At 69.0% G+C, this 12,346-nt stretch carries 6 protein-coding genes; 2 read left to right on the top strand and 4 right to left on the bottom strand.

Translation table 11 applies throughout. The features are described 5' to 3' along the window. Positions 1-31: 31 nt before the first annotated feature. On the bottom strand, positions 32-307 hold the full coding sequence (locus OG507_RS35320; protein WP_327371159.1) for a WhiB family transcriptional regulator: 276 nt from the start codon (positions 305-307) through the stop codon (positions 32-34). A 358-nt stretch (positions 308-665) separates the two neighbouring features. Next, positions 666-1,067, bottom strand: a complete 402-nt coding sequence (locus OG507_RS35315; RefSeq protein WP_327371158.1) for an SsgA family sporulation/cell division regulator — start codon at positions 1,065-1,067, stop codon at positions 666-668. A gap of 579 nt (positions 1,068-1,646) precedes the next feature. Between OG507_RS35315 and OG507_RS35310 the strand changes: the two genes are divergently transcribed. Beyond that, a complete protein-coding gene (locus OG507_RS35310; protein WP_327371157.1) occupies positions 1,647-3,389 on the top strand; it encodes a pyruvate dehydrogenase in 1,743 nt (580 codons plus the stop codon). Positions 3,390-3,540: 151 nt separating this feature from the next. On the opposite strand, the gene OG507_RS35305 is transcribed toward OG507_RS35310, so the two are convergent. Both OG507_RS35305 and OG507_RS35300 read right to left on the bottom strand, forming a co-directional pair. After that, the gene (locus OG507_RS35305; RefSeq protein WP_327371156.1) at positions 3,541-7,293 is read right to left on the bottom strand and encodes a S8 family serine peptidase; all 3,753 of its coding nucleotides are present in this window, start codon (positions 7,291-7,293) and stop codon (positions 3,541-3,543) included. A gap of 168 nt (positions 7,294-7,461) precedes the next feature. Further along, complete coding sequence (locus tag OG507_RS35300) at positions 7,462-8,445, bottom strand: helix-turn-helix transcriptional regulator (protein ID WP_327371155.1); 984 nt, start codon at positions 8,443-8,445, stop codon at positions 7,462-7,464. 268 nt (positions 8,446-8,713) lie between these two features. On the opposite strand from OG507_RS35300, the gene OG507_RS35295 reads away from it, so the two are divergent. After that, positions 8,714-12,067: a S8 family serine peptidase gene (locus OG507_RS35295; protein WP_327371154.1), complete on the top strand. Its 3,354-nt coding sequence runs from the start codon at positions 8,714-8,716 to the stop codon at positions 12,065-12,067. Positions 12,068-12,346 lie beyond the last annotated feature (279 nt).

Genomic DNA, 12,346 nt, shown 5'->3' with positions numbered 1-12,346 from the left:
GCCGTACCGGAAATTCGCGCCGCCGGATGAATCAGTGACGACGGACGCCCAGTACCCGCTCATCGCGTTCCGCCTCCGTGTAACCGCCCCAGACGCCGTAAGGCTGGCGGGAATTCTCGGCGAAGAGACCGCAGGGGGCGCTGACCGGGCAGGCCCGACAGATCGCTCGCGCCGCCTCTTCCCGCCGCCGTCGTGCACGACCCCGTTCACCATGGGGCGAGAAGAAAACGGAACTGTCCATGCCGCGGCACGCGGCGTCGGCTTGCCACCCCCACGTTTCAAGAGTGGGATTCGTCCGGGACTTCACGAAAGCCTCCGCTCGATGTTCCACATGGCCATTCGTTCTGCGGCCCCATCAGTACGGTAGTGACGGCTGGACGCGGCACTTGCCGTTCGCTGCACCCGAGTAAGTCCCCCAGCGCACTGTTCGTCCCCTGAAGCCCCTGAAGCTGCGCGGGAGCGGACGCGGCACGCCGATGGCAGTACCGGTGGACGCCCAGGCGGCAAGGCCTGCCGTGAGCAGTCCGACGTGTCCGGGGTCTGCATGGCGACGGATGCAGCCGACCACGCACGATCCGGACATTCAACCCATTCTATGGCACGCCTCCGAGGGTGGCACCACTTCACCGACCATCGACTCCGCGCAGGCGGATTACCCGAAGGATTCATTCACCTTTGCTCGTGAGTTCGACCACGGCACGGTCGAGATCGATATGGAGACTCTCCGTACCGGATGGCACCAGCATGAAGGTTTTCGACAGAAACATGGTGACCGCGGAAACCGCGATCTCGACCAGCGCCGCTCCCGCGGCGGACCTCAGCACGATGCGCATGGAGTGCGGACGGCATCCGTGTCTGGGAAGGACAAGAACGTCACCGACCCCGGTCGGCCGGCGCAGGCCCTCTGCGAGCAGCGTGCGAGCGAACACCCAGGTGACGGGTTTCTTCTCCGACACACCGAGGGAAAGGCGCACGGCGTAGGGGTCGGTCATGTCGTAGTGCAACTCCGCGGGCAGCGGCACCGGAATTTCCTCCGGGAGGCTGACGTGTACCGTCACCGCACACATGGCCGCAGTAAGTGGCTGCCTCATTCAATCCCCCACAATGCTCATGGAAACGGCTTTTCTGTGAATGAGGGTAAAACGCCGCGCCCGGCCCAGCTTGCCGGAGAAGGCACGGAGCGTTGTCCGAGAAAGAACGGTTTCCGAATTTTCGTCTCAAGGGCTGGACACCGCCGCATCGCTCCGGACGAGATCGATTCGGCGTGCCTCCGGTAAGCGCCGCCGGATTCACCCGTCGCCCGGGGACAGGCCCGGTGAGCTCAGCTCCCGGTGCTCGACTGGGTCTTCTCGCGGTGTTCGGTGGTCCAGTGGGGAGGGTGGTGCCGAGGACATGAGCACCTTCTTGAGCGGTGTGCCGGGAAGCCGGCTCGTGTGGGATGGAAGCGCCATGTGATGGCCCGCAGCGTCTTCGATGCGGTTACGCCAGCTAAAGCACTGTCACGGCCCTCGCGCTTCCTCATTCGAGGGGATGGCGCCAACTGGTGCGCTGTCAGGCGCGGATGGGTGCGCTGAAGAGCCATTTCACCGTTTGGCGTCTTACTAGCCTGGCTGCCGTTCCCACGACATATCGTCTCAAGGAGTGCCATGCCGAAGCAGACCGTTGCCGAGCAGTACGTCGACCTCCTGGCACGCGCCGGTGTCAGCCGGATGTACGGCGTGGTCGGCGACAGTCTGAACCCCGTTGTCGACGCGGTGAGACGGCATGACGACCTTGAGTGGATCCAGGTCCGGCACGAGGAGGTCGCGGCCTTCGCCGCCGGCGCCGAAGCACAGCTCACCGGCCGACTGGCCGCCTGCGCGGGCTCCTGCGGGCCGGGCAACCTGCACTTGATCAACGGCCTGTTCGATGCGCATCGGTCGATGGCACCGGTCATCGCGCTGGCCGCGCAGATTCCCAGCAGCGAGATCGGCACGGGGTACTTCCAGGAGACACACCCAGACCGGCTGTTCGAGGAGTGCAGTCACTACTCGGAACTGATCTCCTCACCCCGGCAGATGCCCAGGGTTGTGCAGACGGCGATCCAGCACGCTGTCGGCCGGCGCGGGGTGTCGGTGGTGGCCCTGTCCGGCGACGTCGCCGGGGAGAACTCCCCCGACGGCGGGGCCGAACTCGCGATACCGCTGGACCGGCCCACCGTGCGTCCGGGCGACCAGGAACTCGCCCGGCTCGTACAACTCGTGGATGCCGCCGAGAAGGTGACGGTGTTCTGCGGCCGGGGCGTCGAGGGCGCCCATGCCGAGGTGATGGCCTTTGCCGAGAAGGTCAAGGCCCCGGTCGGGCACGCGCTTCGCGGCAAGGAACACATCCAGTACGACAATCCGTACGACGTCGGCATGTCCGGCCTGCTCGGATACGGTGCCGCGTACGAGGCGATGCACGAGTGCGACCTGCTGTTGCTCCTCGGCACCGATTTCCCCTACACGGACTTCCTGCCCCGCAACGTCAGGACCGTGCAGATCGACTTGCAGCCCGAACGGCTCGGCCGACGTACACAGTTGGACTTCGCGGTCTGGGGGGACGTCCGCGAGACGCTGAGGTGTCTGACCCCGGCCGTGCGCGAGAAGTCGTCCCGCCGGTTCCTCGACCGGATGCTGGACCGGCACGTACACGCACTCGAAGGCGCCGTCGGCGCCTACACCCGTGATGTCGAGAAGCACACCCCGATCCATCCCGAGTACGTGGCATCGGTGCTCGACGAGGAAGCGGCCGACGATGCGGTCTTCACCGCGGACACCGGAATGTGCTGTGTGTGGGCAGCGCGCTACCTGACACCGAACGGCCGTCGCCGCATCCTCGGTTCCTTCGTCCATGGATCGATGGCCAATGCTCTGCCCCAGGCCATTGGCGCGCAGTTCCTCGACCGCGAGCGGCAGGTGGTGTCCCTTTCGGGTGACGGCGGGTTCTCCATGCTGATGGGCGACTTCCTCACGCTCGTGCAGTACGACCTGCCGGTGAAGGTGGTCGTCTTCAACAACTCCTCTCTCGGCATGGTCGACCTGGAGATGATGGTGGACGGGCTGCCCCCGTACGGAACCTCTTACTCCCACACCGATTACGCGGCCATCGCCACCGCAGCCGGTGCGCGCGGCATCCGGGTCGAGAAGCCCGGTGAGGTACGCGACGCCCTGCGCGAGGCCTTTTCCCATGACGGACCGGCGCTGGTCGACGTGGTCACCGACCCCAACGCGCTCGCCATTCCGCCCAAGATCACCTCCGAACAGATCAGCGGCTTCGCTCTGTCGGCGAGCCGCGCCGTCCTCACCGGCGGAGTCGGGCGCATGATCCAGCTGGCCCGGTCCAACCTGCGCAACATCCCGCGCCCGTGAGCGCCGTGCGGGGGTCCGGAGACCTGGCCCTGCGGCCGGGGCGTTGTGGCCCGGCCGCAGGGCCGTCGCTCCCGAGGGAGTCCGTCGAGGGGACGACGGATGGATGCGTCAGCTCGTCACCACGGCGCCGGTCCCCTCCCTCATCCGTGGCTCATCGGGCGATGCCCGCGGCCCGTACCACCGTCTGCGTGACGGTGTTGCCGCGGCTGTCCCCGGCGTGCACCCTCAGCGTCAGGTACTGCGCCGACTTCGGCGCTTTCAGTACGGTGGCGACCTCGCCGTTGCCCCGGCCGGTGAGGCGGGCCGTGGTCCAGGTGGCGCCGTCGTCGTAGGACAGTTCCACCTTCCGCGTGTGCAGAGCGGTGCGTGGACCGCCCGCCACATGGACCGGTGTGACGAGCAGCGTCGCGGCAGGAGCCGCTCTGCCGTCGTCGGAGGTGGGCAGGGTGTAGTCCAGCTGTACGAGCGGGAGTTGTTCCGACTCGTCCGCGCCGCGAGGTGCGGCCGAGGTGAACGTCCACTCGGTGCGGGTGGAGGTCGAGTACGGGAACTCGGCCGTGGCGTCGCGCGTGGCCGCGTGCACCACCCTGTAGGTGCCCTTCGCCGTGGGCACGGTCGCCGCCACACCGCTCGAACCGGTGGCGAGCAGGGTGCCGCCCCGGTACAGCTCGGTCCTGTCCGTGCTCTCGGTGCTGTCGAACGCGGTGTAGTTGGCGTGGTTGCCGCCGGAGTCGCCCCAGGCGGGGACCGTGACGTCGATCCGGTCGCCGGTGCGGGTGGGTGGCTGGACGCTGCCGTTGATGCGCGGCCGGGTCACCGTGCCGAACCAGTGCACGTCCGTGGTGCGGCCCGCCGGGTATCGGACCTGGTCGGAGGCGCTGAACACGACCGGGTACAGCTGCGCCTCCTCGGACCAGGAGAACGTGCCGTCGGTGCTCACGTAGTCGGTACGGTGGGTGCCGGCCGTGCTGAGCCGGGTGGTGGAGACGTTGTACGTCGTCCACGGGTGGATGTCGTAGCGGTTCTCGTACACCTCCCGGCCGTTGGGGTTGCGCAGTCGCGTCTCGACGCGGGCCAGCTGTCGGTCCTTCGGTGCGTAGGTGGGGTCGGAGGGGATGCGTCCCTTCCAGGTGCGGACCAGGTCGTACAGGTAGTCGGTGTCGGGGTGGGAGGCGGCGCGCAGAGGCACACTGCCCGACGGGCTCGCGCCGACCCGTGAGATCAGCTTCTCGCCCTCGGTGCGGGACAGGCCGACGACCTCGATGGTCGACCTGATGATGGGCTGACGCAGCCGTCCGTCGAGGTCGTGGACGAACAACAGCAGCTTCACACCCGCCGCCTGCGCGGCCCTGATCTGGTCGTCCGCTGTGTCCTCGTCGTCGGAGTCCCAGCGGACGACGGCGGCCTTCCCCGTGGCGTCGATGCCTTCGTAGTCCGCCGCGAGGCCCTCTCCGGGGTGGATCAGGTCCAGGTCGTGATCGCCCTCTGGGAGCTTCGCCGAGCCGGGCATGATCCACAGGTCGTCGAACTCCTGCGGGCCCGCGGTCACCGACAGCAGCGGCTCCTGGTTCCGCCAGCGGGCCGTCAGGTACTGCTCGCCGTCGTTGCCCGGCGCCACCGGGGCCGTCCAGATGCTGTCATAGCCGTCACCGATCTCGACGCTGTCGGTCATCGAGCTCCCGTCGCCGAACTCGCGGTGGTAGTCGAGGCGCCGGGCGAAGTTCTCCGTCTTCCGGGGAGTGACCGCGGTGATCTGTCGCAGCTTCGTGCCGTCGAGCACCAGGTCGGTGTCGCCGGTGATGTCCACCTGCGGGAGGACCAGGCGCGCGTATCCGGCCGAGGACTCGCCGTGCGTGCCCTCGACGCGGAAGTCGGCGTAGACGGTGTACCGGCCGGGCGGCAGGAGGTCGTCGGAGGCGCCGTCGCCATAGACGTTGCTGCCCGCGTACTCGTCGCCTTCGCGGAAGAAGGTGAGGTTGCCGCTGGTCGGCTCGCCCGAGCGGCCGGTGATCTCGGTGCGGACGTGAAAGAGCTGCTGACGGGTGCTGACGCCGAGCAGAGTGCGGGTGCGTACGGTGCCGTCGACGGACGCGGTCAGCCGGCCGGTCCACCTCCGCAGTTCACCCGCCTTGTCCACGTCGGTGGTGACGTTGACGCTCGCGGTGCCGTGGGCGGGGACCTCCAGTCGGTCCTGGGAGACGGCGAAGACGCCGGCCGGGACGCCGGGCGCGTCCACGGCCAGGTCCACGGTGACGGTCTCGTCGCTGGTGTTGGTCCAGGTGGCCGCGGTCTCGACGGTGCTCCTGTCCGCGCCGGGCGAGTGGATACCGGCGTCCGCCTTGCCGGTGGCTGTCAGAGTCTCCGTCGCCGCCGCGGCGGCGTCGACCCGGCCGTTGCCGCCGTCGTCGACGGTGATGGCGGGCGTGGGATGCACCGTGCTGACCAGGGCGTCCTTGATACGGCCACCGGTCCAGTCAGGATGCGCGGCCGCCACGAGCGCCGCCACACCGGCCACGTGCGGGGTGGCCATGGAGGTGCCACTGGCGCTCACGTAGGAGCCGGTCCCGTTTGCCGCGTACTGGGACCTGGCGGCCAGGATGCCGACACCGGGCGCAGTGATCTCCGGCTTCAGGGCGTCGTCGCCGTACCGCGGCCCGCGACTGGAGAAGTCGGCGAGGGCGTCCGTGGAGTCGACGGCACCGACGGTCAGGGCGGCATCGGCGGTGCCCGGCGACCTGACGGTCTGCGCGTCGGGGCCGTTGTTACCGGCCGCGATGGTGAAGAGCGCGCCGGTCTCCTCGCTCAGTCGGTTCACGGCCCGGGCGAGCAGGGTGTCGCCGTCGGCGTTCTCGCTGCTGCCGAGGCTCATGCTGATGACCCTGGCGTGCACGTCCCGCGCGGCCCACTCCATGCCGGCCAGGATCCAGGAGTCGTACCCCGCGCCCGCGTCACTCAGAACCTTGCCGACGTGCAGGTCGACGCCGGGCGCGACGCCCTTTTCCCTGCCGTCGGATGCGGCGCCGGTGCCGGCGATGGTGGAGGCGACGTGCGTACCGTGGCCGTTGCGGTCGGTGACGTCCTCGCCGGGGACGAAGCTGTCGCTGTCCTCGACGGCGTCCTTCAGATCTGGATGACCCGGGTCGTAACCGGTGTCGAGGACGGCCACGTCCACGCCCTCGCCGGTGTTGCCCCCGGACCAGACCTCGGGGGCGCCGATCTGGCCGACCGAGTCGCTCAGCGTGGCCTGCGCCCTGCCGTCCAGCCACACCTTGGCGACGCCGCCCCCGAAGGCCGGCTCCGCGTCCTGGGCGGCGCCCGCCACGGCGGTGTCCGTGTCGGCTCCGGTTCCGGTCAGGGCGGCCCACAGCGCGTCGCCGTCCTCACGGTCTGCCGCCAGCGCGACGCCGTTGACGCTGGTGAGCGGGCGAACGACGGTGGCACCTCCCGGTATCGCGTCGCCGCGTCGGCGCAGGGTGGCCGCGCCCGCCTCCTTGCCGCCGTAGGTCACGATGAGCGGCAGGCGGTCGAGGTGAGCGTCGTCGTAGCCGTCCGCCATGAGCCGGGTCACGTTGAACAACTGCTGGTCCAGGGCTCCGGCCGCCAGGTACGGGCGAGCCGATTCGGGAAGGACGTAGGTGTCGCCGCCCACGGTCATCACCCGTGCGCCGGTGGGCCGGCCGTCGGGACTCTCCACGGTGATGGTGCCGGGGCCGTCGCCGGCGGCGGGAACGACGGTGACCTTGTCTCCGGTCAGCAGGGTCACAACGGACGCGGCAGGTCCCGCAGAGGTCTTGGCAACGATGTCGGACTGCGCGGAGGTTGCCGCACCGAGGGCTGAGGAAGTGTCTGCGGAAGCGGTCACTTGCGGGGTCGCCGCGGTGACCAGGAGGGCGGCAGCGAGCATGAGCAGGCGCCGCCGTCTTCCGGAAGGATGATGTGTCAACGGGATTCCCTTGACTCGTATGGTCCTACAGGCCGTCGGGAATGTAAGTCCTGGACCACGATCTTGGGAAGCCTCGATGTCGACGTTAGCGTGCCGTCAACTCATGTGAAACAAAAGTGGGTTCGCCGGTCAGATCCAGCCGCGGCGGGTGGCTTCCATGGCGAGCTGGAAGCGTGTCTGCGCGCCGAATCGACGCATGAGTTTGGTGATGTGGCGCTGGACTGTGCGTTCGCTCCATACCAGGGCTCTGCCCGCCGACTTGTCGGTGGCTCCCGACGCCAGCAGCGTCAGCAGCTTCTCCTCCTCCTGCGACAACCGCTCGGGGCCGTCCTCGTTCATGAGCGGCGTCGACGGCCGTATCTGCACGCTTCGCTCCCACATCGACTCGAACAGTGCCACCAGTGCGTCGAGCAGGGGCGAGGGGTGGATGACGTACGAGGCGGTCACGGCGTTGTCACCGGGACGCAGCAGGGGGAGCATGGCGATCCGGTCGTCGGATATCGCGAGCTTGGTCGGCAGGCCGGTGGCGATCCGGGCTTGTTCTCCGAGGCGTATCCCCGTCGTCACATCCTCCAGCCACCCCGGCAGTTCGAGCACCGAACTGTCATAGAGCACCCGGTACTTGACACCCCGTCCGAGCAGTTCGAGTTCGATCCCATTGGGCTGGGAGTGGCCTGCGGCCGCGGCATACGGTGGGCAGTCGAAGCCCCGTATCTGCGTACGGCTGGCCCGCTGCATCTGCACCCAGTTCCGGTTGACCTCGTCCCGGCCCGATATGACCTCGACGAGTTCCCCGGGATGCGCGAAGCGGCTGCCCGCGCGATAGAGGGCCATGAGGTTCGAGAGTTGGGAGCGCACACCGTTCAACGCCCCCTCCCGTTCGCGTAGTACGGCCTCCAGACCGCTGTCGGGTGGGACCGCGACGTAAGTGACGGGCCGCCCCGGCGTCGTCGATGCGAGCCCGAGGTCGACCAGTGACCGCAGCGAACGGCTGGTCGCCTGTGCGGTGAGATGGCAGTCACCCGCGAGTTCCGCGGCGGTGGCCTGTGTCCTTCGGATCAGGGCGTCGTACACGGCTTCGTCGCGCTCGTCCAGGCCGATCGGTTCCAGCATGGTGTGTCGCCTCGTCCCACGTTGTGTATGCCTGTCATTTTCATGCCAGCTGACGGGAAGTCGCCGCCGGTTGATCTTGTCAGGAGCTCGCGGCGGATGTCAGCGTTCGACCAGCTACGTGATCGGCCCGACAACACGACGTGGACACACGTCGCAGAAGGGGTGCCCCATGCCGCTCCCGGCCCGTCCGCCGCGCGGGCAACATCGCTGCAGAGCCTTGTTGTCCGCCCTGGGCATATGCACCACCGTGCTGACAGCCGCTCCTGCGATGGCGCAGGACACCGTCCCCGGTCCGTCCTCAACGGCGGCCGTACGAACAAAGATCGACCCCGTTCTGCTGAAGCGGATGAACACCGCCGAGGCACGCGGTGACGGACGCATCGAGGCGGCCGTCGTCCTCCAGCAGAACTCCGGAGGCGCGGCGTGGGGCGACACCACGGCGGAGGTGCGCCGCGAACTGGCCGGCGAGGCCGAGTCCGACCAGGCCCCGATCGTGGACCTGGTGGAGGCTCGCGGCGACCGCGTGCTCAACACGTTCTGGCTCAAGAACATGGTTCTGGTCGAAGCCACGCCGGACACCTTGGCCGAACTGACCACGCTGGCCCCGGTCGACCACGTCATCCCCAACTTCACTCTTGAAACCCCGCCCGGCGAAGCCGTGGAGAAGAGCAGCTCGGCCATCGCGCGCGCCACCGCGCAGGCGACCACCTGGGGCCTGGCCAAGATCGGCGCCGACAAGGTGCAGAGCGAACAGAAGATCACCGGCGACGGGGTCCGCGTGGCCGTCCTCGACACCGGCATCGACATCAACCACCCGGACCTGGCGGGCAAGCTGGCCGGTGACGACCCCGACGACGCCACACACCCCGGCGGCTGGATCGAGTTCGACGCCGACGGCAAGCCGGTACCGGGTTCCGTACCGCACGACAGCAGTTACCACGGCACCCATGTCGCGGGCACCATCGCCGGCGGAGACGCCTCCGGCACACAGATCGGTGTCGCGCCCGATGTGGACCTGATGGGTGGACTGGTCATCCCCGCCGGCAGCGGAAGCCTCGCACAGGTGATCGCCGGCATGCAGTGGGCCATCGCCCCGTACGCCGCCGACGGCACCCCCGCCGGGAAGCCCGCGGACGTTGTCAGCATGTCACTCGGCTCCGACGGCTACGCAGACGAACTCGTCGAGCCGGCCCGCAACATCCTGCGCGCCGGCATCTTCCCGTCCTTCGCCATCGGCAACGAGTGTCTCCAGGGTTCGGCGAGCCCGGGCAACGTCTACGAGTCCGTCTCCGTCGGCGCGACCGACTCCACCGACAACGTTGCCGACTTCTCCTGCGGAGAGGTGGTCAGGAAGAGCAGTTGGAGCGCCCCGCCCGCCGAATGGCCCGACTCCTACGTCGTACCCGACGTCTCCGCACCCGGGGTCGACGTCCTGTCGACCCTGCCGGACGGCGGCTACGGCACGCTCAACGGTACCTCGATGGCCACTCCGCACGTGTCCGGCACCGTCGCCCTCATGCTCCAGGCGCAACCGGACCTCTCCGTCGACGAGGCCCTGTCCATCCTCACCGGTACGTCCTTCTTCGACGACCGGTACGGTGCGCGCCCCAATTCCCGCTTCGGCTACGGTCGCATCGACGCCTACGCGGCGGTGACGGAGGCGTCCCTGCGCAGCGGTGTGCGGGGCACGGTCACCGACGGCAGGACCGGGAAACCGCTGGCGGGTGTCACGGTCACGCGCACGGACACCGGCCGCAGCGTGACCACGGACGAGGAGGGACGCTTCTCGCTCCGGCTCGCGCCCGGCACCCACGACCTGGCACTGTCCCGTTTCGGGTACGTGGACACGCGGACCCGGCAGCAGGTGCGCACCGATCGCTACAACGACGTCCGCCTGGAACTCGCACAGACCCGCCGGGGGACGGTCACCGGCACGGTGACGTTCGAACCGACCGGCGCGACCGTGCCCGGCGCGACCGTCAGCGTCCTGGACGTACCTGACGACCTGACCGCGGTGACGGACCACAACGGCCGCTACACCATCCGGGACGTACCCGTCGGCTCGTACCAGGTCAGGGCGAGCGCACCGGGCACCTCCCGGTCCAAGCCCCTGGCCGTGAAGGTGGACGGCCGGTCCGGCACGGCCCGCAACGCCCGTCTGGTGCTGCCGCGCCCGTCCGCCACCGATCGCGTGTCCCTCACGACGCAGGGCAGCCAGGCCAACAACGACGCGTGGTGGCCCAGGGTGAGCGACGACGGCCAGGTGATCGTCTTCGCCAGCCCTGCCTCCAACCTCGTCCCCGAGGACACCAACGGCACTCTCGACATCTTCGTGACCGACCGGGGCACCCAGACCACTGAGAGGGTGTCGGTCTCCTCCGACGGGGCCCAGGGCAATGACTTCTCCCTGACCCCGACCCTCAGCTCGGACGGCCGCCACGTCGGTTTCAGCAGCGGCGCCGACAACCTCGTCCCCGGCGACACCAACCGGCAGACCGACGCCTTCGTCCACGACCGGACGACCGGCGCCACGGAGCGGGTGTCGGTGGCCTCGGACGGCACACCGGCCAACGGCCTGTCGTCGGCACCTTCGCTCAGCGCCGACGGCCGCTACGCCGTGTTCAACAGCGACGCCGACAACCTCGTGTCCGGCGACACCAACAACGCCACGGACGTGTTCCTCCACGACCGCCGGACGGGCACGACCGTCCGCATCTCACAGGCCGAGGGCGGCACACCGGCGAACGGCTCCTCCCGTGAACAGTCGATCAGCTCCGACGGCCGCTACGTGGCCTTCCAGAGCGCAGCCGACAACCTCGCGCCGGACGACACCGACGGCACGATCGACGTCTTCGTGCACGACCGTGTGACCGGCACCACGACACCGGTCGACGGCCCCGACGGCGAGAACACCGGTCCGCAGATCAGCGGCGACGGTCACACGATCGCGTTCAGCAACAACTGGCAGATCTACGTCCACGACCTGCGCACCGGCGAGTACGAGCAGGTCTCAGGCACCCGCGGCGGCGAACCGGCCGACGGCTGGGCCTTCGCGCCCTCCCTCGGCGCGGACGGCACGAAGGTCGCCTTCTACAGCGATTCGACCAACCTCTCCCCCGGCGACACCAATGGCAGGTCGGACGTCTTCGTGCGCGACCGGACCGCCGGCACCACGACCCGGGTCTCGGACGGCCTGGAGGGCGCCGAAGCCGACGGCATCTCGGACCTTCCCGCCCTCAGTGGCAACGGCCGTTACGTCGCCTTCGAGAGCACCTCGGCCAACCTCGTCGGTGACGACACCAACCGTCACTCGGACGTCTTCGTCCACGACCTGGTCGCCGGTCCCGAGCCGCTCTTCGCGCTAAGCGATCTGTCCGTGACTCCGTCCCGGGCGCGGCCCGGCACACCGGTCCGTGTGACGGCACGCATCAAGAACGTCGGCGAGGAGACGGGAACGTACTCCGCTGTCCTGTTGGTGGCGGGAGAGACCGAGCAGCAGCGTTCCGTCACGGTCCGCACCGGCAAGGAGGCACGCGTGCATTTCACCGTACGCCGCAATGCCGCCGGGACGTACAGCGTCGGGCTCGGCCCGCTGACCGGGCAGTTCACCGTACGCAGGTGACCGAGCCGGCCCGGTTCTCCCCGAACCGGGCCGGCATGACCGGGTCGTGAATGCCGCAGTCGCCCAGTGGGTCATTCGGCGGATTTCCCGGCACCGGCGATCGGCGGCTCCTGCTCCGTCGGACGGGGCATGGGTCCGTGTGCGTGACCGGGGTGGTCCTCAGCAGGGAGCTCCCAAGGCCGCCTCGACCGTCCGGCGGAAGGTGGGATACGTGCGGATCATGTGCTGGAGCCGGTCGACGGGGACCTACGCGTGGACGGCCGTGTGCGGGCAGGGGAC

The sequence above is a fragment of the Streptomyces sp. NBC_01217 genome (assembly GCF_035994185.1).
In the GTDB taxonomy this organism is placed as follows: domain Bacteria; phylum Actinomycetota; class Actinomycetes; order Streptomycetales; family Streptomycetaceae; genus Streptomyces.
The sequence above is the reverse complement of the archived record's forward strand: the minus strand, read 5'-3'. Positions and strand labels throughout refer to the sequence as shown.